The sequence below is a fragment of the Paenibacillus taichungensis genome (assembly GCF_047302525.1).
GTDB classification, from domain to species: Bacteria; Bacillota; Bacilli; order Paenibacillales; family Paenibacillaceae; genus Paenibacillus; species Paenibacillus taichungensis_B.
The window spans coordinates 6,099,713-6,120,856 of the sequence record NZ_CP168020.1 but is presented as its reverse complement, the minus strand read 5'-3'; the positions used below and the strand labels follow the sequence as shown (position 1 = coordinate 6,120,856).

At 46.5% G+C, this 21,144-nt stretch carries 22 protein-coding genes; 9 read left to right on the top strand and 13 right to left on the bottom strand.

What is annotated here, in order from left to right; all coding sequences use genetic code 11:
* Positions 1–186: 186 nt before the first annotated feature.
* Positions 187–930 carry an SDR family oxidoreductase gene (locus ACDJ58_RS27895; RefSeq protein WP_413374001.1) on the bottom strand — a complete coding sequence of 248 codons (744 nt, stop codon included), beginning with the start codon at positions 928–930 and terminating at the stop codon, positions 187–189.
* Positions 931–1,167: 237 nt separating this feature from the next.
* Here ACDJ58_RS27895 and ACDJ58_RS27890 point away from each other — a divergent pair, with 237 nt between their 5' ends.
* The gene (locus ACDJ58_RS27890) at positions 1,168–1,569 is read left to right on the top strand and encodes a winged helix-turn-helix transcriptional regulator (protein WP_413374000.1); all 402 of its coding nucleotides are present in this window, start codon (positions 1,168–1,170) and stop codon (positions 1,567–1,569) included.
* 159 nt (positions 1,570–1,728) lie between these two features.
* The gene (locus ACDJ58_RS27885; RefSeq protein ID WP_413373999.1) at positions 1,729–2,775 is read left to right on the top strand and encodes a CdaR family transcriptional regulator; all 1,047 of its coding nucleotides are present in this window, start codon (positions 1,729–1,731) and stop codon (positions 2,773–2,775) included.
* Between the two features lie 107 nt (positions 2,776–2,882).
* Here ACDJ58_RS27885 and ACDJ58_RS27880 read toward each other — a convergent pair whose 3' ends face one another.
* The 3 genes from ACDJ58_RS27880 to ACDJ58_RS27870 all read right to left on the bottom strand — a co-directional run bounded on the left by ACDJ58_RS27880 (position 2,883) and on the right by ACDJ58_RS27870 (position 5,947).
* Entirely contained in the window at positions 2,883–4,031 is a 1,149-nt protein-coding gene (locus ACDJ58_RS27880; RefSeq protein WP_413373998.1) for a glycerate kinase, read from the bottom strand.
* Positions 4,032–4,054: 23 nt separating this feature from the next.
* A complete protein-coding gene (locus ACDJ58_RS27875; RefSeq protein WP_413373997.1) occupies positions 4,055–5,350 on the bottom strand; it encodes a GntP family permease in 1,296 nt (431 codons plus the stop codon).
* 162 nt (positions 5,351–5,512) lie between these two features.
* A complete protein-coding gene (locus ACDJ58_RS27870) occupies positions 5,513–5,947 on the bottom strand; it encodes an Lrp/AsnC family transcriptional regulator (protein WP_064641603.1) in 435 nt (144 codons plus the stop codon).
* A gap of 162 nt (positions 5,948–6,109) precedes the next feature.
* On the opposite strand from ACDJ58_RS27870, the gene ACDJ58_RS27865 reads away from it, so the two are divergent.
* Positions 6,110–6,571, top strand: coding sequence for a VOC family protein (locus ACDJ58_RS27865; protein ID WP_413373996.1), 462 nt, complete (start codon positions 6,110–6,112; stop codon positions 6,569–6,571).
* Positions 6,572–6,642: 71 nt separating this feature from the next.
* Here the strand turns inward: ACDJ58_RS27865 and ACDJ58_RS27860 are convergent, their stop codons facing one another.
* A complete protein-coding gene (locus ACDJ58_RS27860) occupies positions 6,643–7,206 on the bottom strand; it encodes a hypothetical protein (RefSeq protein ID WP_413373995.1) in 564 nt (187 codons plus the stop codon).
* Positions 7,207–7,302: 96 nt separating this feature from the next.
* Here ACDJ58_RS27860 and ACDJ58_RS27855 point away from each other — a divergent pair, with 96 nt between their 5' ends.
* Positions 7,303–8,220, top strand: a complete 918-nt coding sequence (locus ACDJ58_RS27855; RefSeq protein ID WP_090902911.1) for a phosphatidate cytidylyltransferase — start codon at positions 7,303–7,305, stop codon at positions 8,218–8,220.
* A 205-nt stretch (positions 8,221–8,425) separates the two neighbouring features.
* Here the strand turns inward: ACDJ58_RS27855 and ACDJ58_RS27850 are convergent, their stop codons facing one another.
* Complete coding sequence (locus ACDJ58_RS27850; protein ID WP_413373994.1) at positions 8,426–9,007, bottom strand: hypothetical protein; 582 nt, start codon at positions 9,005–9,007, stop codon at positions 8,426–8,428.
* Positions 9,008–9,237: 230 nt separating this feature from the next.
* Between ACDJ58_RS27850 and ACDJ58_RS27845 the strand changes: the two genes are divergently transcribed.
* The 4 genes from ACDJ58_RS27845 (at position 9,238) to ACDJ58_RS27830 (ending at position 12,823) form a co-directional block, all read left to right on the top strand.
* Positions 9,238–10,113, top strand: coding sequence for a DMT family transporter (locus ACDJ58_RS27845; RefSeq protein ID WP_413373993.1), 876 nt, complete (start codon positions 9,238–9,240; stop codon positions 10,111–10,113).
* 94 nt (positions 10,114–10,207) lie between these two features.
* On the top strand, positions 10,208–11,254 hold the full coding sequence (locus ACDJ58_RS27840; RefSeq protein ID WP_413373992.1) for a bifunctional transcriptional activator/DNA repair enzyme AdaA: 1,047 nt from the start codon (positions 10,208–10,210) through the stop codon (positions 11,252–11,254).
* 77 nt (positions 11,255–11,331) lie between these two features.
* Positions 11,332–12,105 (top strand): isocitrate lyase/PEP mutase family protein, encoded by a 774-nt coding sequence (locus ACDJ58_RS27835; protein ID WP_413373991.1) that lies wholly within the window; start codon positions 11,332–11,334, stop codon positions 12,103–12,105.
* A gap of 196 nt (positions 12,106–12,301) precedes the next feature.
* A complete protein-coding gene (locus tag ACDJ58_RS27830) occupies positions 12,302–12,823 on the top strand; it encodes a hypothetical protein (protein ID WP_413373990.1) in 522 nt (173 codons plus the stop codon).
* A gap of 54 nt (positions 12,824–12,877) precedes the next feature.
* Here the strand turns inward: ACDJ58_RS27830 and ACDJ58_RS27825 are convergent, their stop codons facing one another.
* From ACDJ58_RS27825 to ACDJ58_RS27795, 7 genes are all read right to left on the bottom strand, one after another.
* Positions 12,878–13,576: a hypothetical protein gene (locus ACDJ58_RS27825; protein ID WP_413373989.1), complete on the bottom strand. Its 699-nt coding sequence runs from the start codon at positions 13,574–13,576 to the stop codon at positions 12,878–12,880.
* Positions 13,573–14,454 (bottom strand): ATP-binding cassette domain-containing protein, encoded by an 882-nt coding sequence (locus ACDJ58_RS27820; RefSeq protein WP_413373988.1) that lies wholly within the window; start codon positions 14,452–14,454, stop codon positions 13,573–13,575. The genes ACDJ58_RS27825 and ACDJ58_RS27820 overlap by 4 nt, the downstream gene beginning before the upstream one ends.
* The gene (locus ACDJ58_RS27815) at positions 14,451–14,831 is read right to left on the bottom strand and encodes a GntR family transcriptional regulator (RefSeq protein WP_413373987.1); all 381 of its coding nucleotides are present in this window, start codon (positions 14,829–14,831) and stop codon (positions 14,451–14,453) included. Before ACDJ58_RS27815 ends, ACDJ58_RS27820 begins: the two co-directional genes overlap by 4 nt.
* Before the next feature lie 98 nt (positions 14,832–14,929).
* Positions 14,930–15,100, bottom strand: coding sequence for an aspartyl-phosphate phosphatase Spo0E family protein (locus tag ACDJ58_RS27810; protein ID WP_076287270.1), 171 nt, complete (start codon positions 15,098–15,100; stop codon positions 14,930–14,932).
* 241 nt (positions 15,101–15,341) lie between these two features.
* The gene (locus ACDJ58_RS27805; protein ID WP_413373986.1) at positions 15,342–16,724 is read right to left on the bottom strand and encodes a transcriptional regulator; all 1,383 of its coding nucleotides are present in this window, start codon (positions 16,722–16,724) and stop codon (positions 15,342–15,344) included.
* A 273-nt stretch (positions 16,725–16,997) separates the two neighbouring features.
* Positions 16,998–17,915, bottom strand: a complete 918-nt coding sequence (locus ACDJ58_RS27800; protein WP_413373985.1) for an aldo/keto reductase — start codon at positions 17,913–17,915, stop codon at positions 16,998–17,000.
* Between the two features lie 174 nt (positions 17,916–18,089).
* Positions 18,090–18,980: a diacylglycerol/lipid kinase family protein gene (locus tag ACDJ58_RS27795; RefSeq protein ID WP_413373984.1), complete on the bottom strand. Its 891-nt coding sequence runs from the start codon at positions 18,978–18,980 to the stop codon at positions 18,090–18,092.
* A 495-nt stretch (positions 18,981–19,475) separates the two neighbouring features.
* On the opposite strand from ACDJ58_RS27795, the gene ACDJ58_RS27790 reads away from it, so the two are divergent.
* Positions 19,476–20,996, top strand: coding sequence for a leucine-rich repeat domain-containing protein (locus tag ACDJ58_RS27790; RefSeq protein WP_413373983.1), 1,521 nt, complete (start codon positions 19,476–19,478; stop codon positions 20,994–20,996).
* Positions 20,997–21,144: the final 148 nt, after the last annotated feature.

Below are 21,144 nucleotides of genomic sequence, written 5' to 3'. Positions count from 1 at the left end.
CCAATAAACGGAAAAAAATCCGGCCTGTAGGTGAATAACAGGCCGGATCTCAAATATTTTTCGTCATTATTCATCATTTTTATTGCTTCGAGTAATTATAGGGTCCTACATTTCACAAAATTTAAGATATCTGTCACGTTCTCTGTACTCTTTCACCGCTCCTTCCACAACCCACAGGTAGACGCATCAAATCATCGTGTATCCGCCATCTACAAACAATGTGCTCCCTGTCGTAAATGTATTCGTCATGAGATACGTAACCGTATGTGCGATCTCCTCATTGTAGCCCACACGCTTGAGCACAGACAGCTTCTCATAGTCTTTGAAATGTTCGCCGCGAGGCGTACCCTCCTGTCCCTCACGCCAGATGGTTCCGGGGGAAACGACATTCACGCGAACAGGCGCGAGCTCCACCGCAAGTGCTTTGCCCAGACTTTCAATTGCTCCATTACACGCAGCGTAAGAAGCACCGCCATCCAGCGGACGTTGGCTGAAGCCGCCCGACATTAACGTAATCGAACCCGAAGCGGATAGATACGGAGCTGCGTATTTGGCAGCAAAATACTGAGGCCAGAACTTGCCCTTGAAGCAGCTTTCTGCCGTCTCCCGATCTGAAGTTAACGGACCACGGGTGTATGCAGCTCCAGGGGTGAACAGATGATCGAATTCGCCAACCTGATTGAAAAATTGCTCGATTTGCCGTTCATCCTGATTGTCCAACACATAAACTTCGATGGACACCCCTCCAGTCTTGGCTTTGCCTGCGACATGTACAATCTGTTCCCTCGCTTCCTCCAGCCTGGTCTCCGATCTACCTGCAATAACCACATGTGCACCTGCCTCAACAGCCTGAATTGCCGTTGCCAACCCAATCCCAGAGCTTCCTCCTATAATCACGACACGTTTATTCTCCAATGTAAATGGACTCATTCTGCATCTTCCCCTCGTATCGCCAGAACTTTCGTTGTACCAGCGTTTTGTTCATTATTATTGAAATCAACATCGCTGAACAGTACGCAATTGGATCGTACCAGGTACGAAAATTCGTACTATTGGAACCCGATAATATGGTTATCCTTGCCCAATTCACACAGACAAAACAAGCGGAAAGCGAAAAAATCAGGTATGATGGAATTACATATAGTTGTTTAAATCGAGGTGAATACTATGGATTTACAGGAGCCACGATTACAAGGTGTACTCGTTACGTTGGAAGCCATTAATGGAAAATGGAAACCGCTCATCCTGTTTATTTTATTGAAGGAAGGCACGAAGCGATTTGGTGAACTAAGACGCATGATTCCCGATGTAGCACAGGGCACGTTAACGAAACAGCTTCGCGAGCTGGAACAGGATCAGATTATTGTGCGCACTCTCTATGGCGATGTTCCGCCGAAGGTCGAGTACAGCCTGTCCGAACACGGGCAGACGATTGGTACGCTGCTGGATGGCATGTGCGGCTGGGGCAAGGCGCATCTGGAATACTTGAACGGAAGTCAGCAGAGGATTAATGCGGAGAAATTAGCCGGGGACCCCCATAACGAGGCAAGTATAAAAACAACAAGGTAGCCCCTTTAACCTTTTACCTTTTAGGAAACAAACTTGTTTAAAACAAGCACGTCAGCTATACTTTCGTTCAGATGCACAATGGATAAACAAGGCTGAACAGGCATACTAGAGACAAAAACACTTGCACCTTGTTGGCACAACGGGAGAGGGGGATATGTAATGTTGCAGCTTTCGGAAAAACAGGCACAGGATATTGTCGATAAAATGATGCAGGACATCCCCTACAACATCAACATTATGAATGAGCAGGGCATTATCATTGGAAGCGGACAGAAGGAACGCGTAGGCACGATTCACCAGGGAGCTGTCCGTGCCCTGACCACCGGAGACCGGGTCGAAGTCTGGCAGGATGGTAGACTGGAGAAAATGGGCACCAACGAACCGATTCGGATCAATCATCAGCATGTCGGTGTCATCGGCATTTCCGGCCATCCTGATGAAGTCCGTCCGTTCTGCAACATTGTACGTACAACCGTATCTCTCCTGATCGAACAGCGTAATCAATTGGAAAGTCTGGCCCATGAAGCTTCTCGGAAAAAAGCCTTTCTGGAACGGCTGCTTGCCCACTCCGGTTCCTATTCGCAGAAGATCAGGCGGGAAGCAGCACAGTACCATATCGATCTGCAGCTGCCGACGGTTCTTCTATACATTCGCTTTCCCCATGAAGCCCCTGAGTTTGGCACGGAGACAAGCCGGGCCTTACTACAGCTTCCCTCTTTCTTCATCGAGGAAGACGATCTTACTCAGATTATTCTGATCCAGAACGAATCGGACGTTGATTCGATAATCCAGCTTGTACATCAGGAACAACCTCAAGCCCTCATCTCTGTTAGCAGACGGGACGCCAGTATTGCCACCTGTTATGAACAGGCAAGATCTGCGATGAACATCTTGCTCGCACTTCGACCTGCGGCACCATTGATCCGTTATGATGATGTACAGTTTCTGGTGCGCTTCAGCACGGCCAACCTAGCTCGCCATAGCAACGTCGTCAGTAAGCTGGAGGATACAGCCGATCTGCTGGACACACTTCGCAGTTTCATTCATCACAATGGCAGCATGTCAACGACTGCAGAAGATCTCAACATCCATCGCAATACCCTTCAATATCGGCTCAAACGGATCCAGACCCTTACAGGCAAAGACCCGCGCAATTGGCTGGAGCTCATTGAACTTACGCACGGACTACTCGCGTCTTATCAGTAGATCCCACAACAAAAAAAGACTGAACCGGAATGCCCTGTCTCTTGTGGACGTCCCTACGTTCAGTCTCTTTATACTCTTCAAACCCCACATAACCTCATCACAGAATGTTAAGAAATCAGACCCAATTTCAGCACTCTCGCAATATTCTCGGTTGTACGCTCCACATTCTCCGGGCCTTCACGCAGAAGCTGCTCCAGATCAGCCGCCCCCGGCACAATACCAAACACCGCATCAATCCCTTCAGAGTACAACGTATCTATCCCTTCACCAACGTAACCCGCGATGGCGATAACCGGCTTGCCTGCTTCTTTGGCTGCCCGCGCCACACCGTAAGGCGTCTTGCCAAATTTCGTTTGAAAATCAATGCCTCCTTCGCCCGTAAACACCACATCCGCATGTACCAGCTTGTCACGCAATCCAGTGTATTCAATGACAATTTCAATGCCTTTGCGCAACACAGCCTGTGTAAAAATCAAAAGCCCTGCGCCCAAACCACCTGCCGCACCTGCACCCGGCACATCACGTATATCCTTGTGCAGCTGCTGCTTCACTACATCCGCATAATGGGAAAGATTCGCATCCAGCACCTGCACCATTTCCGGTGTAGCTCCCTTCTGCGGCCCAAATACCCGTGAGGCGCCATGCTCCCCACATAACGGATTGGTTACGTCGCAGGCGACAATGAACTCCACATCCTGCAATCGTTCATCCAGCCCAGTCACATCGATATGCGCCAACTGATCAAGTGCGCCGCCTCCGCGTGCAAGTGACTGTCCGTGGGCATCCAGAAACGTTGCACCAAGCGCTTCGGCCATGCCTGTACCCCCATCGTTGGTCGCACTGCCACCGATTCCGATAATGATTTTACGAATACCCTGATCCAGACACGCCCGAATCAGCTCTCCAGTACCATAGGTTGACGTGCGAAGCGGGTCCCGGGTTTCCTTGGTCACCAGATGAATGCCGCTCGCCGATGCCATCTCAATCGCCGCCGTTAACCCATCGCCCAGAATGCCATACTGCGCTAGTACAGGCTGTCCCAGTGGCCCGCTCACCTCTCTCTGGTGAATTACGCCGCCAGAAGCATCCACCAGTGACTGCACAGTGCCTTCGCCTCCGTCAGCCATCGGTACATGAACATAGTTTGCAGCTGGGTAGATTTTACGCAATCCTTTTTCCATCGCCACACATACTTCTTTCGCTGTCATGCTCTCTTTAAATGAATCCGGTGCCAGTACAAATGTCGTCTCTCTCATCTTCTCCCACCCCATCCGTGTTATTAAAGGATAAATCCGTAGATTAACGTCGCTACAATCGCCATCGTTCCACCCACGATCGCTTCATAAGGAATAACGCCCATCCGCTGCTTGATTGTCATCTTCATGCTGTCAGCCGAGACGTGGAAGTAATTTCCTTGTGGCAGGGAATCGATAACTGTCGCACCTGTGTGCACCATAACCGCCGCTGCGAGCGGAGCGGTCCCCATGTTCAGAATTGCATCTCCGAATGAACCGGTGGCAAGTATAACTCCTGTCGAGGTGGAAGCCGTCGCTGCCGCCATCAGAATACCGGCAATCGGGGCCAGGAAGGTACCGGATATCCCGGAAGCTTCAATAAGACTAACCACCTGACCAGACAGATCGGATGCAGAGATCAGTCCCGCGATGCCTCCGGCACCGACCAGAATAAGAACGGTGGCAGTCATTTTATTCAAGCCGGAAGTCGTGTATTTCACAATGTTTTTGCCCTGGCCCATCGCCAGCATGCCGATAATACCCGCAATCGGGAGAATGTACATCGCATCCACTTTGAATGTAGATAATGCTGTAATGCCTGTTATGGAGCCGATTGGATTAATCATCAGCAGGATGATAGCAACCAACGGTGCCACAATCGCTTTTTTCAGTGGTGGGTACTGTGACGTATCCACTTCACCCTGCTCTGCTTCCTGATCGGTTACCATTACACCTTTGTTTCTAAGCATTGAAGCTACGATAACGGTTACAATTAATCCGCAGATGGCTGGAATCACGCCTGCCAGCATGACATTGCTGAGATCCAGATTGAACCCCCGCGCCGCAGCGATCGTATTGGGATTCGGGGAGATAATATTCCCTGCCTTGCCTCCACCTGATAAAGCCAGCAAAAGGGCCAGCTTGGATATGCCCATTTTGTTACCGACAGATAGCGCAATTGGCGCTACAATCAGGACGGCCACGGGAATAAATACCCCAACCGCTGTAATAATCATCGTTGCCAGTGCCAAAGCCAGAATGGCCTTACTGCCGCCAAATTTTCGTACGATGGCCTGGGCGATTGTCTCTGCTGCCCCCGATTCCATCATGACACCAGCCAGCACCCCGGCTGCCAGAACGCGGAGCACAGTACCCATGACACTTTGCGTGCCGTTCACCAGTATATTTACGGTCTCTTCCAGATTGGCTCCGCCAATTAAAGCGCCTACAATTGCGCCCAGAAATAAAGAGTAGACCGGATTCAGCTTCCTCAGAATCAGTATAATCGCAATTGCAAGTCCTGCCAGCGCGCCGATCCAGCTAATTGTTAAAGGTTCCATTGTCCATTGCCCCCCATGCACTTGTTGAACACGCTTTCATTATAGTTGCTGGCGAGCCAAATAAATATTGATGAACAGACGAAATTCATTGTTCATATGCACAATGAATAGTGGCAGGACCGAATATCCTGCCACCGTTACACTAACGTGCTTCGCTGCTTCCTAGAGAAGCACACGGTGTTCCATTATATTTTTCATACTGATATGAGATTTGGATGGCCCTAGCTTCACAAGAGAGTCCTGGAACTCAGCAAGCTCTTCAATGGTTGCCGTCTGTACCTTAATCAGATAGTTGTACTCACCGCTAATCCGATATAAATCCGTGACCTCAACAGCTTGTTCACAGAAGTGAACGAATTCCTCACAATGCTCTGTTTTAAGTAGAATAAAAGTCGTTGTCCCACGATTTAGTTTGGCTAGATCATAGATGGTTGAATATCCCGATATGACCCCATTTTCCTCCAGTTTGAGGATTCTCTCCTTAACAGAAGGCTGGGACATGTTCACCTCTTTGCTAATCTGTACAATTGGCATGCGTGCATGGTGCTGCAGCAAGCGCATGATCTGCTGGTCGATCTCATCTATAACATAACCCATTTGTAGTCCCTCCCGAGAATCAGGCTAATTTAATAAGTTTTTTAGGATAAAAGAGCTCATAAATTGCAACTCTCACTCCATTATATCCTTTGATATCGCATGGTTCCAATGCGCCGTTCCCTTTATACTTTAGAATACAATCTGAAGAAGGAGTGATGGAGCATGAGTGTAAATGGACTTGCTCACGTAGCCATTCAAGCACGTAATTATGAGGATACCCTCTTGTTCTATACGGATGTATTAGGGTTTAAAGTTGGTCACTCCTGGAGTCTGCCCGCCTTTCAAATTACCGAGGCATGCATGCTGATCTCACCGGATCAACGGACCTGCATTGAACTGTTTGACCCCGGAGCCGTAATCGCGGCCGAAGGTGAACCAGCAGAGTCTCCCGAAGCAGTAAAACATGGGGCATTGCTGCATTTCGCCTTTTACGTAGACAATGTGGAAGTGATATACGAGCGAGCGCTTGCTCATGGTGCTAAGCCTTATGTTCAACCCGATTGGATCTCACTTGGTGAACCCCCGCTTCAAGTTCGAAATGCAGTTGTGCATAGTCCGAATGGTGAAGTGATCGAATTCCTTGAAGAGGTTGATTTTGACCGTTCGTCCACACTATCGATCTAACGTTACACAAACCGAACAGCCTGTTGCCCGGAAATCCGTGGCGGCAGGCTGTTTCATGGTTTTATTCCTTGCTATTCCTTGCTACCCAGCTCCTCGTTTCCCGGCTTATACTCCTTTAACTTACCTTCATATACTAGCTGCAGTTGTTCACTTTGGCGAAAATCATCCGGGGTCACCAGCGCAGGTAGCTTGTTCCACAGCTTGATGCCTGAGCGTTGCAGAATCTCGGCAACAAATTGCGAGCAAAAGTAGGAGTTGCTGAACTCTACTGGCTCCTTCAACGTAATGCCAATCACACCAAGCAGATTGTACATATATTTCTGGCGGCTGCGAATGAAGATGTGCAGCACCCGTTTCATTTTTTCCACCTCACGCTCCGTCACCTGAAGCTCATAAATCACACATGTGGTATTTGGATACTTACTGTATGTACCTGTCTGAATATCTTCCTTCACAAACCCGCCGTTCAGCGGATTGCTCGGATGCTTGCGACCAAAGCTGTATAGCTCGGATAATTCCCGGTCAAATGAGATGGAGGCATGGTTGTATGGTGCTCTGGTGTAACTTTGAATGACTTTGGTAAACAATGTTCCCGTATTCGTAAGCAGGATATAGATGGAGCGTGTATCTGTCATAACGAAATTTCCCCTTATCAAGTTGGCACTATTCCTTCATAATAACATAGGTACCCTATATTGGAATCTTACTTCTGGATAAGCAGGTGATTGTACTTGAGCAGTTCACTCTTTACCTTAACACTGATTTTTATTGCTTTATTGGTCATACATATCGTGTACAAAATCATTACGAAGCTTCAGCCGGACAAGGATTATTCGGGCATTGGCAACAAAATCAAAACCTGGTGGGGCATGTTGGTCATCTTCTGTCTCGCCACCCTCTTCAATCCGATTGTCTCCCTGATCTCCCTCATGGTACTCACCTTTTTCGCGCTGAAAGAGTACTTCTCCATGATCCGCAGCACCCGCAAAGCAGACCGCAGGCTGTTTCTATGGGCGTATCTGGCGATTCCGGTACAGTTCTACTGGATCTATATTGGATGGTATGGGATGTTTATCGTGTTTATTCCGCTATATGTCTTCCTGGTGTTACCCCTGCCACGTCTGATTAATAAGGGAACGGTTGGTTTCCTGCGCAGTGTCAGCTCGACGCAATGGGGATTGATGCTGATGGTATTTGGACTTAGTCATCTGGCCTACTTCCCGTTCGCAACACCGGAATATGGCTCAAAGCTGGTCTTGTTCCTGGTCGTGTTAACCCAGCTGAATGATGTGGTGCATTATCTGGCCTCACTCTATCTGGGCAAACGCAAAGTGGTGCCCACGGCCAATCCTTTTTTGACATGGGAAGGGTTCGCCTGTGCATTCGTTGTAACTACCGCTGCCTCTTATTTCATTCATCCTTACCTGACTCCGTTTGATGCACGTTTCGCGCTTTTCATCGGTGTGTTGATCGCTCTGGCTGGGTTCTTCGGAAGTCTGACGGTTTCTGTTCTGAAGCGGGATTTGTTAATCGGGGATGACAATAAGTTCGATGCATTGAAAAAAAGCTACCTGAGCCGGGTCGACAGCCTGACGTACACCTCTCCAGTAATGTTCCACGTGGTGCGTTATTTCTTCGACTTCATGTAGGAGCAGCAGTATCTGTTAAGAAGCGAGGGCCGGACACACTCAGTCAACTAGAATAAGGTGTGATCTCGCGCGATCAATAAAAAGCAGCCTTGACGGCTGCTTTTACTCATTTATGGGAGAAATGAAGGCGCACGTATAATGTGCATATTTCATTTTCCATTTTTGAATTAACAGAAAGCACCGCACACGGTTATGATCTGCCTGATTATTTTAATTTAATTTCCTTCTCCGAGGTCACTTCTTTCCCATCTTCATTGGTAAACACAAACGTCGCTTTGCCGCGTTCACCCTTCATCTCATCCGAATAAATAAATCCGGAGAATTGCCCGTCACCGCTGATATAAAATCCTTCTTTTCCATTCGCGCCATGCTCGATCGCTTCCTTGTAGGAATTCACAATCGTTACCGTGTTGGACGTCCAGCGCATCTCGGATAAAGCATAGCCCTCAGGAATTTGTTTTATTGCAAAATCAAAGCTATTACCCTCGGACGGCTTATCCGCCTGGTCAATTACGATCATGACCTGTCCTTCCGCATCAGCGGAGGATTCCGATTGAGCCGTAGGCTTGCCCTCACTCCCAGTTTCGTTCGCCTGATTATTGTTATTCTTCGCCTCAATATTGGGAACGGAACTATTTCCCGCTTCCTCTATGGGCTGCTTCGATTGTGGATAGGCGTGTTCCTGTACGGATTCATTGTTGTTTTTCGCCCCACATGCGCTGGTCAACAGCAGAATACATAGAGCAGACACCCAGAGTATAGATTTATTTTTATTATTTTTCATCATTGGAACTCCCTCCATTTATCTAAAGTAACAATCACGATGCATTCATCCAAAGAGAACTTTCCAATCAGCACCTTCTATAGTAATTACTACACCATATCGTCTCACATTAAGCTCCATATTATGTAAATGAGTTATAAATTCAATTCGTTAATACAGTTCGATGAACCATGAAATGTTGGCGTGTTACCCTGAAAGGGTCAAAAAATACGCTATATGAGGGAGGAAAAGGGTTGAATCGCTTTGCTTTTATGATGCTCGTTATACTCGCCACTTCGCTTATGGGTTCATCCTTTGCTGTGGGCAAAATCGGACTGGCTTATGTCTCACCCATTCTGCTGGTCGGTATTCGATTTACGCTGGCTGGAGGACTAATGGCACTGTGGGTACGAAATAAAAACCTTCCCGTGACCGTGCCTGACTGGCTCCGGTTATTCGTCATCGGTCTGTTCCAGACGACAGGCGTGATGGCCTGCATTTTCCTGAGCATGCGTACCATTCCTTCAGGACAGACATCCATTCTCACTTTTACGAATCCGCTATTGGTAGTTCTTCTCGGGAGTGTATTTCTTGGTCTGAGATATAAGGTATACCAGTGGTTTGGGGTGCTCATCGGTATAACGGGGGTGTTCATCACGCTTGGATTCCATCTTCAATTCTCCGGAGGAACGTTACTGGGTATGGGGTCTGCCTTGTCCTGGGCGAGCGCTACCCTCTTGGTCAAACAATGGGGGTCACGCTTCAGCACCTGGGTGTTAACGGCATATCAGATGTTATTCGGCGGACTAACGCTGTTATTGCTCAGTTTTACCATGGAATCAACAAAACTCATCCTGAACACCACGTCCATAGGGGTGATTCTGTATCTGGCGATTCTCGGTTCCATTGTGCAGTTCGCTACATGGTATTACCTGTTAAGCAAGGGTGACCCAGGTAAGACAAGTGCCTTTCTGTTTCTCGCTCCATTCTTCGGTGTCTTATCCGGCTGGCTGCTACTGGGCGAAGTTATTCGGAATTACGTCTATGTGGGCGGGCTATGCATATTCCTTGGGATCTTTCTGGTAAACTGGACTGGACGAACGAATAATAAGAATGTATTGATGAAATAAAAATATTCATGCCTGATTTTCGGCGATGCCCTGTGCATCGTTTTTTTATAATATCAATAAGGATAAACTCTACTGATATAAGGACGTGCGCCCAATGATTTCTGCTGAACTGAAAGAACAATACTATCAGGCTCTGGTTGCCAAGGATTCGGAATATGAAGGTCTATTCTATGTCGGGGTCAAGACCACTGGTGTATTCTGCCGGCCTACATGCCCCGCCCGGAAGCCCAAATTCGAAAACTGCGAATTCTATGAGACGGCGCAGCAGGCCTTGCTTGCTTCATATCGCCCTTGCCAGCGCTGCCGCCCGTTATCTCATCCCCATCAGGTATCTGATGTGGTACGCGTATTGGTGGAAGCCGTGGAGAACCATCCGGAGAAACGCTGGAAAGGCCAGGATTTCAAGGCATTATCCATTGACGAATCCACCGCCAGACGTCAGTTTAAGAAGCGATTTGGCATGACCTTTGTGGAGTATGCCCGTGCCCGTCGTATGGGACTGGCCCTGAAAAATATTCGCTCCGGTCGCACGGTCATTGATGCCCAGCTGTCCACCGGTTACGAGTCCGGCAGCGGGTTCCGAGATGCCTTCTCGCGAATCATGGGCGCAGCGCCTACACAAGTAGATGAAGAACATGTATTGAAGGCGTCCTGGATCGACACACGTCTTGGACCCATGATGGCTGTAGCCGATGAGAAGGCGCTATATCTGCTCGAATTCGTGGATCGCAGAGGTCTGGAGCGTGAGGTGGAACGTTTGCGTAAACGAACGAAGTCAGCCATTGTACCTGGAGTAACAGAACCGATTCGTTCAATCGAACGGGAACTTGCACAGTATTTTGAAGGCACGCTAACTGTATTCCACACCCCGTTGTTCTGGTTAGGAACACCATTCCAGAAGAGTGTATGGGAGCAGTTGATTGCGATCCCACCGGGGGAGACGAGGTCATATCAAGATATCGCGAATGTTCTGGGTAAACCCACAGCATGTCGAGCGGTAGCACAGGCCAACGGAGCTAATCAGCTGGCCATTGTTATTCCATGTCACCGTGTGATCAATGCCAGTGGAGAACTGGGTGGATACGGAGGAGGACTAACACGCAAAAACTGGCTTTTGACTCACGAGAAGCAGAATACCTGAGTAACTCAAGAGATAAGAAAAGAACGGTAAGTGGTATGAAGAGGATTACAGCTATGTAACAAGAGGAGATAAATCTTATGAGTACCCTACAAGAAAAGGCGTCGTTGTTCCACCAATTGCATGTGAAAGGCAATCCATTGGTTCTGGTCAATGTCTGGGATGCCGGGAGTGCACTCGCCATCCAATCTGCTGGAGCAACAGCAATCGCTACTGGAAGCTGGTCTGTAGCTGCTGCCCACGGCGAACAAGATGGCGAAGCGATGCCGTTCCAGCAGGTACTGGACAATCTGGCCCGGATTACAGCGAGCGTGGATTTGCCTGTAACGATCGATATTGAGGGAGGGTATGGCAGGTTTTCGTCAGAAGTGAAGGAAAATGTGAGCCAAGTGATCCATCACGGTGCGGTAGGAATTAATATCGAAGATCAGCTCCCCTCTGGCGCAGGACTGTACGCTGTGGAGGAGCAATGTCTGAGACTGTCGGCTGCCCGGGAAGCTGCGGAGCAGGCAGGCATTCCGCTGTTCATTAACGCCCGCACAGATATCTTTTTGCAAAATGCACCTGAACGACACAATCACGCTCTCCTGGAAGAAGCACTTATTCGTTCCAAGGCATATGCAGAAGCAGGCGCCAGTGGTATGTTCGTTCCGGGCTTACAGGATCAACAACTGATTCAGGAATTGTGTGAACGTTCGTCGCTTCCGGTCAACGTGATGGTTACATCCCATGAGCCTTCACCAAAACAACTTGCTGGGCTGGGTGTGTCACGAGTAAGCTATGGGCCTTATCCTTATCTGCAAGCGATGGAATACCTGAAAGAACTGGGGCAAAGTATTCTATCTGGAAATTAACAGAAAGGCGCGCTTCTCATTTTTTACCAGAGGAGGGCGTACTTTCTCACGATATTCAATAAAAGCTGCTATTATAAAGCGATCATCTATGATGTGAATCCTCAAACAGGTGCTAGACTGCGCCTGTTTTTTGATGCTTATCTTTTCACTTATGTATGTTATAATCACCACTACCCAACACTAACAGGAGGAAAATATGCTTAACGTTGAACAAAAGCTTGAAGTGCTACAATCGTATCCCCAACTGCAACGCAAAGATGTTTCTCTCGGCCGTGTAAATTTCCACTACGAAGAAAGTGCGTACGAGAAAAAGATTATTGCTCTCCATATTCATCCTAACGGTAACGGTTATATCTATGCAGGGCTACTGCCCAACTATGAGACCGATGATAAAGGATTCGTCAATATTCGTGATTACTCCGAAGCAGATCTACGTACGCTGTTAGATGAGACAATCAAAGCGATGTCAACCAATCCCAACGCAGTAGAATCAGAAGAGCCAGAGCCAGAACAAGCAAAAGCTGCTCCTACATTAGCTACAACTTCTACTGGTGGCGGAACATGGATCGATGAAGATGGACATACACTTACTTTAAAATATGAAGATGACATGTGGTATGTGTATTCTGGTCTTAATCTGGATATGGCTTTTGAATCTCGCAGCGAAGCGGGCGAGTACCTCAAAGAAGAAGGATTCAAACCACAAGCTCAAGCTTAACTCATACAAAAAACACGAGGCGTGTATGTACGCACTCGTGTTTTTTTGATCTTATCAGTCTTTTCTGCCTTTCATTGTAAGCGGCGCATTCTTCATCATGGGGTACGTGCTCAGAAGCAAAGCACCTCCAATGACCCCCAGAGCGGAGAACAATGCCATGCGATTGACCCCAGCAATCCACAACATAAACTCACTAAGATCGGTCAAAGTAAATACCAGCGTGACGATTAAGCTAAATCCAAAGAACAGACTGAAAAAATTGCGCATCCCCAATCTGATCCAACAGACGGTTGAAAAGATGGACAGTCCCAGCACGAGAAAACCAATCATCAGGTCGATCCACAAATAGGAGAAAAAATGATATTCGCTTGAGTACAGCATGCCTGGTTGATAAAAGGTTACGCGAAGTGCTCCATATTCAAGGAGAAGATGCGTAATAAAATAGATTATATTCAGGATGGTAATTGTGCCTATGACCATCCAAACCGAAATGATATAGAAGGATTTCATGAACTGAATTCGTGTACTCCCTATACCTATCGCAACCGGAAACAATGTAACGATTCCCGCAATCGCAAAAGCACAGATTCCTCCATACATTGGACCACAAAGTTGTGTAGTATAAGCAATATCAAAGATGAATCCAATGGCCAGATAGACTACAGTAAGCATAAGGGTGATGAAGGAGAAGATCATCAAATACCAGCGCATATCGTCCAGAATCAGCCGATTCGTACCTTTCACCGAGTTCATCGCTTAACCCCCTCCTGATTACGCGTCCTGTTAACCAAATAATCTTGTAATGTCGCCTTCTCAATGGAAAGCCCCTGCGTATGAGCGATGTCTTTCCACATTTTCGAGTATGGCTCATCAATCATCACTTTCAAGGTCGATCCCATCTGGGAAGATTCTATGACCTCCACGTCTGCTGTGACTCGGTTGATATCTTCTATTTTCCCTGTTAGAAGAACTCCTTTTTCGCGTATCTTTTCCATGGGCTGATTAAATAACACTTTCCCCGCTTGCAGAACGATAAGCGACTCACATAAAGGCTGAATCTCCTCAATATGATGGCTTGATATTAGAATTAGACGCGGGTTATCTTCATAAGTCTCCAGTAAAGCATTGTAGAAATATTTGCGCTTCTCTGCATCAAGTCCGTTGGTGGGCTCATCAAGAATCGTTACTCGTGCATTACTGGCAAGACCCAGTATCATCTGGGCGGCGGTCTTCATGCCTTTTGAGAATTTGATGATCTTCTTCTTCACTGGCAATTCGAACATATCGATTAATTGCTCCGCAAAGGTCTGATCCCACTGAGGATGGAAATATTGGCCGAATCGAACCATGTCGTTAATCGTCCAATTTCTACCCAGGGGATGATTCTCCTGGATATAACACAGGTTCTCCTGCGCAGCCAAATTATTGTAAGGGTTCTGGCCCATCACTTGGATGGTCCCATCATCAGGTCGGTTATGGCCTGCGAGCAGACTCATCAGAGTTGTTTTGCCGGCACCGTTTCTTCCCCACATTGCACTGATGATCGGCTCACTCTCATGTAAATTCACGTTGTTCAGAACTGGCGTTTTTGTTTTCTGATAACTGTAGTTTACCTGCTCGATATGAATCATAACTCACTCTCCTTATCCTTCTTGCCGCGGATCAAATCGATAATCATGTCCTCATTCATGTGAATCCGTCTGGCCTCTTCAAGTAAAGGCCTAATATATTCCTCGTAGAAATGCTGTTTTCGCTCAACAAGCAACGCTTCCCTGGCTCCCTTCGCAACAAACATTCCAACACCTCGCTGTTTGTAAATGATACCTTTGTCCACGAGCGTTTGAAGCCCTTTGCGTGCCGTGGCTGGATTAATATTGTAAAAGCGAGAGAGCTCATTGGTAGAAGGAACCTGTTCCTCCACCTTCAATCTGCCGTCTACAATGTCATCCATAATCATCATGGATATTTGATGAAAAATGGGCTGAGATTCATCCAAATTCGATTTCATGCGATTCCAACTTTCATTCATCGTTAATTAGTTAGTCGGTTAGTTACTCATGTGACTAACTATAGTACACGGAAACCAATATGTAAATAGGCGAACCACTAATTAATCAACTTTTTCATTTTAGCTCGATTGTATTGATTAATAAGACCGTCCAGAACTACAGATTGCTGGATGACTTCAGGATGAAGCAGACTGCCGTATTCCGACTGCAAGCGGTGAAGCTGTTGTCTGGCTTCTTCGATCTGTGACATTAACTCCAGGCAATCCATAGTATCCCTCCTTTTTGTCATATTTTAGTTTATTATGCCAATCGATAGGCCGCAAGGGGTACGACATACTTATTCTTCCACCAGACGTAAAAAAAGACGCCTCTGAATGAATATTCAGAAGCGTCCCTTGGCTTAGGCTTATGTCCCTAAACCGTGGTCATTAGTTCGGTAAATTGAAGGGTTCGGAACTTCCTCAGTGGGGACAGGTCCAATAACAGGAGCAACGATGTTCACCACTATACTACATGTAACTATCAGCAAAGCCAGCTTTCTCTTCATTGAGTTTCTGCACCTCACTAATCAAAATTTTGTACTGCTGTATAGCTGTGTCAGACGCATAATCCCTATATTGCTCAAATAGCCCGACACCTCTAAGCATACCTCGTCCGTCACTAATTTCAAGAGAAAACCTCAAACTATCAAGAACAAAATCTATTCCCTTGGCAAATTCATCTTTTTTAAGGTAATAGGTTCCCAATCCTGACAACAGACGAACATATCGATCATCCGTAACTTGCTTGCTGACTTTCCCTATTCGGTTGCTTTGTTCTTGGTAGGTGAAATAGGCTTCGTACTGCTTCAGTACATAATCAATATTCATATCATAGCGATTTGCAGCAGTTACAATGTCACAAAGTGCAGGGAAAATCTCATTTTCTTTCGTTGAGATGTAATCGAGATAGTCAGGCAATATCTCAAACTGTCCAGCCATCAATTGATATATATAACGGTTTCCCTCAGCCCATTCCTGAAATTGGTTAATCACAACCATCTCATCCGAATCAGGCTCTCTCACCCAACTGTAGTCCGTATATAAAGAAACGTATTTCAGTGCAATTTCATAGTTGTTTAGATGGAAATTAGCACTTCCAGATGCCAAATAGGCATACATAATATAAAAGATAATCGGTCGTTTCGTCTCTTCCTGTTTCCTTCTCCCATTCAACTCATAATGAATGGTTGCCTTTACTTTCAACTTTTCAGAGAGCTCTTGAACCTTGCTCCACCTGTGAAGGGATGCAAAAGCATTAATCAGTTCGTTAAGCGCATCCAGCTGAAAGCGTTCATCCAGCCGATCCACATAGTATTCGAATTGGGCCGCGATGATCAGATTTCGTTGCTGATCATTGGTCAGCCCCAACCTGAATAGTCGATACTGACATAGTGCAAGCCGTTCGGAGTGTTGCATTTTCTCACTTTCGGCTATCGTTTCATATAGTAGAACGGCCGGTTTGAATTTACCAGCATGATAGAATTCTTCAGCCAGTTCAAATAACAAAGGAATATAAGATAGATTATCCATCATCAACCGGATAACATCTTCAATACAATTCAATTTATTCAATTCTGCACATCGATGAAGGAATGGTCCCAGTCTTCGCCAGTCAGGGGCAGCATGGACAAAACACTCATCTATATACAATTCATAGAAGTAACCTTCTTCAAGTCTCATAGCTGAAGTGATTCGATCCAGCTGCTGCATCGCAATCGGACGATTCTTGTTCAAAATATTGCTCAGCGTACCCGAGTTAATTCCTGACGTTTCCGAAAAAAGACTAATGGACATCTGCTCACGCTTCAAATAACTCTCTAAATGATCGCGTATCGTGGTTGTCGGCTCCAAACTAACACCACCCTCCAAAATAAAAAACCATAAACAGGATTAACGGTATGCAAAAGTAATTATATGTAATAATTAAGCAAGGGTCAATAAGATAAATTCAACTAATTTGTATTAATTACAAAAAAATCCTTTTGTTGAAATAGAGGCCCTATCCTTATTTTATACCGGGAACGAATAAGCATCAAATAAAGGATAAAAAAAAACACGAGCGGTATATACGCTCGTGTTTTACATGCAATACAGCAGATCATTCTGCCATGTATTGATTTGGGTTTAAGGCAGCACATTGCCAGCTGCACGATAAATTTCGTACCACTCTTGGCGTGTAAGGTGAACATCGCCAGCTTTGATGCAATCCTGCAAACGCTGGAGATTCATTGTGCCTGTCACTGGCTGCATGTGCGCCGGGTGACGTAACAACCAAGCAATTGCGATGGTCGTGTTGCTCACTTCATATTTTGCAGCAACCTCGTCGATCTTCGCATTCAGTTCCGGGAACTTATCGCTACCCAGGAATACGCCTTCGAAGAACCCGTATTGGAACGGGGACCATGGTTGAATCGTGATATCGTGCAGGCGGCAATAATCAAGAATACTGCCATCACGGTTAACCGCGGCATCATTCTCCATATTTACGTTGATTCCACTGTCAATCATCGTGGTATTGGTAATGCTCAACTGCAACTGGTTGGCTACCAGTGGCTGTTTAACGTATTTTTTCAACAGTTCGATCTGGTTCGGATTCTGGTTGGATACCCCGAAGTGACGCACTTTGCCTTCGCGTTCCAGTTGATCAAAAGCTTCAGCCACTTCTTCCGGTTCAACCAATGTATCCGGGCGATGCAGCAACAGAACATCAAGGTAATCGGTTTTCAAGCGTTGCAGAATGCCATCCACCGAATTCAAGATGTGCTCTTTGGAGAAATCAAACATGCCTTTGCGGATACCGCATTTGGACTGAAGAATCATATTTTCACGAACCTGGGGATTCATCTGCACAGCCTCTGCAAAGATCTCCTCACACGCTCCGTTTCCATAAATATCAGCATGATCAAAGAAGTTCGCGCCTGCTTCCATGGCGGAATGAACAAAATGTTCAGCTTCTTTGCTGCTTAATGAATTAATTCGCATGCAGCCAACGGCTACAACCGGTATTTCGAGTGCGCTGCTGCCAAGTTTAATTGTTCTCAAGATGATTTCCCTCCATATTCGAATAGTATCGTACATTCATTCTCATGATCATTGCCATCTAGTATATACTTGTCTTCCGTCTATGATTGTGACACAGAACTGCAATCGGTTTCAATGGAATTTTAGAACTCTTATATGGAATAATGGAGGTTTTTTTCTGCATCGTTCATCCACTTATACTTCTTCCGGGACTATCACTTCAATATGCTGAGGCAATACACTGATTCGAATGGGCAGAGAAGGCCCTTCCTCCCCATCCACATTTGTGCGAATGGCTTCTGTAGAACGGACGTGAACTTCTTTTGCCGTAAAATAATCAACATCCTTATGGTTCTTCAGATTACCAAACAGCAGGGACGTTCCGAGTGTAACCGTATTGAAGACGTTCATGCTACGGATCACAAAACAATGAATTAACCCATCATCCACCGCTGCTTCCGGGGACAATTTCTCAAAACCTCCAACCGAATTAGTCAGCGCCGCGAGAAAAAGTGGAGACTCCCCTTCCCATAACTGCCCGTCATACTCAATAGTTATTTGCTTGGCGGGTGTATTCATTAGGTCTTTCAATCCTTCTTTCAAATATGCGAATGAACCCAGCTTCGACTTCTCTTCCGATGATACCGAGAACAACGCCTCTGCCAATGAACCAACTGCCACCACGTTGGCAAACAGACGATCATTGATTTTACCGAGATCCACCCTATGGATCTGCTCCGAACGCAACTGACGGATGGCTTCCTCCGGATCAAGCGAGATATGCAGCGCACGCGCAAAATCATTCACCGTACCCAGCGGAACCACACCCAGTCTGGGACGATGTTCCTGATCCATCATGCCGTTGATCGTCTCATGCAGCGTCCCATCCCCTCCGATGGAAATGACGAGATCACAGCCATCTTTGCAGGCACTCAGACAGTAGTTGGTCGCATCGCCCTCACCGGCGGTCTCATTAACCACCACTTCATACTGCTGTGATTCAAGAATTTCTTGTACCTGGGATACATATTGCTGAGCCTCTTCTTTACCCGACGATGGATTACTAATGATCATGGCTTGGCGCATACCTGCATCTTCTCCTCCAAATGGCATTCTTACTTCATCTATACCCTTTCTGCCATGGAGTTGAATAGCATCTGGGGGAGTTGTACAATTTATTTTGAAAAAGATGGCTGGAAGAGTGCAGTATGGGGTTTGAATCATATAGAATAGAAGTAGATGTTCTGCCTGTCATGAATTTCTTGTTCCTTTTGCCCTATGATGGGTTAATAACTATAGATGTGTTTTTATTCGTGCCTGCATAAGTTAAACTGGTCCATTTACACTTACCACTCTGATGGCAGAACAACCTTCCGATCACTGTTATCCCAGGATTTCTTTGATTCCCTTTTTCTAAAGGGAGAAATCCCGTGATAAAGGTGACCGCTTCGCTTCTTCAGGTTATTTCTGCCCTCTCCGTTATCGTGTAAATATTGTACTTACCTTATATATCATCGAAAAAAATCAATCTGTTCGGAGTATTTTATAATCTCAAAATCGGAATCGGAGGGAATTCATGCAATGAGAAGAATGACTCTACTATTTCTAGTCTTCATCCTGAGTCTCGGAGCGGCTGGGCAAGCGATGGCCTATACCACGGCAGATTTGGGCGAAGGAATCATCGAAGATCCTGCACTGGAGAACGGACTGAAGCTGATCCTGAACAAACCGGTAGATTCCCCTCTAACCTCATCCGATCTGGAGCAGTTGAACGTTGTGGATCTGAGCAATGCAGGCATTCAAAGCCTGTCCGGTCTGGAATACGCCACGAACCTGACTCACCTCCGGTTATATGGCAATGAGATTGAAGACCTAACACCGCTGGCGCATCTGACTCAGCTTCGCGAGGTTGATGTTCGCAATAACTACATTACATCGATTGATGCACTGGCTGATTTGAAAGACCTGGGACGGCTGTATATCAGCAACAATTCCATTTCTTCCATAGAAGTTGTACGTGGATTCACCCGATTACATACGTTTCACGCCAGCGGTAACCAGATTACCAGTCTCTCCGCACTGGCTGATGCAGATGATCTTCAATGGCTTGAAATCTCGAACAATACGATAACGGACCTGACACCACTGGCGGATAAAAGAAAACTGAAACAGCTCAATGTGGCCAACAACCACATTGACACACTGGATGTACTGGTTGATCTGCCGAATACACTTCAGAAGCTGACTGTGGCAGGCAACGAGATCTCCGATCTGATGCCCTTGGAGCATCTGACGCGTCTACAGACGCTGGACTTCTCCGGGAATCAGGTTCAACATCTGGCACCCTTGGAAGACCTGGTAGGGTTGAAAGAACTGAATGCGGAGTCCAATCAGATCTATGATTTGGAGCCATTACGCCAGCTGTCCAAGCTGGAAGTACTGAAACTGTCCAATAACCGGGTGTGGGATCTGACACCGATTGCCGGTTTTACTTTTACAAGAAATATCTCTGCAAATACTAATACTATAACGGATATCTCGGCTTCCACTTCCTTATCCTCCGGTACGCAGACCTCGGTCTCTGAACCGGAACCTGCCGGACTCACGGTGCAAAATAATTATCTGGATGTTGCGAACGGCAGTGACACGATGCGGCTTCTAAACCAAATGAATGTGCGGGAACAGAAACGTACTCCACAGGGCAATTTCCAGCGGCTTATTGAAGGCTCTACCACGGCCTATGTCGGGGATCGTGCTTACGCACTGGAGGCTGCACCTTTTATCGATGAGGGACGGACCTATGTACCGCTCCGTTTTGTCTCCGAGCAGTTGAATGCCAGCGTGAACTGGAATCCGGATACACAGGAGGTTCAGATTGCGCAGAATGGTACAGTGGTTCGGTGGACTGTGGGCAACAAACAGGTGATTGTAGACGATACGCTTGCGATGAACGATGCACCTCTGTTGATAAAGGATGGAAAGGCGTTTGTCCCGGTACGTTTTATTTCGGAGCAATTCAATACGACGGTTGCGTATATCGGAAGCAGTAAAACAATTCTGATCTTCGAAAACAAAGCTCAGAACGAGAAAGTACAACCTTAATTAAGCAAAGCATAATCAGGCATCAAGCACTTATCTCAACTTATCTCAATGCACAATTCAATTCATATGCCCTCCATGTAGATTATTGCATAACACAGCGAAGTCCCCGTCTGAACATCAGCGGGGATTTTTGATGAGCATTAAACTG

What these genes read in the sequence shown, in the direction of transcription:
- ACDJ58_RS27895 (WP_413374001.1), bottom strand. Translation starts at nt 930, where the DNA reads ATGAGTCCATTTACATTGGAGAATAAACGTGTCGTGATTATAGGAGGA.
- ACDJ58_RS27890 (WP_413374000.1), top strand. Translation starts at nt 1,168, where the DNA reads ATGGATTTACAGGAGCCACGATTACAAGGTGTACTCGTTACGTTGGAA.
- ACDJ58_RS27885 (WP_413373999.1), top strand. Translation starts at nt 1,729, where the DNA reads ATGTTGCAGCTTTCGGAAAAACAGGCACAGGATATTGTCGATAAAATG.
- ACDJ58_RS27880 (WP_413373998.1), bottom strand. Translation starts at nt 4,031, where the DNA reads ATGAGAGAGACGACATTTGTACTGGCACCGGATTCATTTAAAGAGAGC.
- ACDJ58_RS27875 (WP_413373997.1), bottom strand. Translation starts at nt 5,350, where the DNA reads ATGGAACCTTTAACAATTAGCTGGATCGGCGCGCTGGCAGGACTTGCA.
- ACDJ58_RS27870 (WP_064641603.1), bottom strand. Translation starts at nt 5,947, where the DNA reads ATGGGTTATGTTATAGATGAGATCGACCAGCAGATCATGCGCTTGCTG.
- ACDJ58_RS27865 (WP_413373996.1), top strand. Translation starts at nt 6,110, where the DNA reads ATGAGTGTAAATGGACTTGCTCACGTAGCCATTCAAGCACGTAATTAT.
- ACDJ58_RS27860 (WP_413373995.1), bottom strand. Translation starts at nt 7,206, where the DNA reads ATGACAGATACACGCTCCATCTATATCCTGCTTACGAATACGGGAACA.
- ACDJ58_RS27850 (WP_413373994.1), bottom strand. Translation starts at nt 9,007, where the DNA reads ATGATGAAAAATAATAAAAATAAATCTATACTCTGGGTGTCTGCTCTA.
- ACDJ58_RS27840 (WP_413373992.1), top strand. Translation starts at nt 10,208, where the DNA reads ATGATTTCTGCTGAACTGAAAGAACAATACTATCAGGCTCTGGTTGCC.
- ACDJ58_RS27835 (WP_413373991.1), top strand. Translation starts at nt 11,332, where the DNA reads ATGAGTACCCTACAAGAAAAGGCGTCGTTGTTCCACCAATTGCATGTG.
- ACDJ58_RS27830 (WP_413373990.1), top strand. Translation starts at nt 12,302, where the DNA reads ATGCTTAACGTTGAACAAAAGCTTGAAGTGCTACAATCGTATCCCCAA.
- ACDJ58_RS27825 (WP_413373989.1), bottom strand. Translation starts at nt 13,576, where the DNA reads ATGAACTCGGTGAAAGGTACGAATCGGCTGATTCTGGACGATATGCGC.
- ACDJ58_RS27820 (WP_413373988.1), bottom strand. Translation starts at nt 14,454, where the DNA reads ATGATTCATATCGAGCAGGTAAACTACAGTTATCAGAAAACAAAAACG.
- ACDJ58_RS27815 (WP_413373987.1), bottom strand. Translation starts at nt 14,831, where the DNA reads ATGAAATCGAATTTGGATGAATCTCAGCCCATTTTTCATCAAATATCC.
- ACDJ58_RS27810 (WP_076287270.1), bottom strand. Translation starts at nt 15,100, where the DNA reads ATGGATTGCCTGGAGTTAATGTCACAGATCGAAGAAGCCAGACAACAG.
- ACDJ58_RS27795 (WP_413373984.1), bottom strand. Translation starts at nt 18,980, where the DNA reads ATGCGCCAAGCCATGATCATTAGTAATCCATCGTCGGGTAAAGAAGAG.
- ACDJ58_RS27790 (WP_413373983.1), top strand. Translation starts at nt 19,476, where the DNA reads ATGAGAAGAATGACTCTACTATTTCTAGTCTTCATCCTGAGTCTCGGA.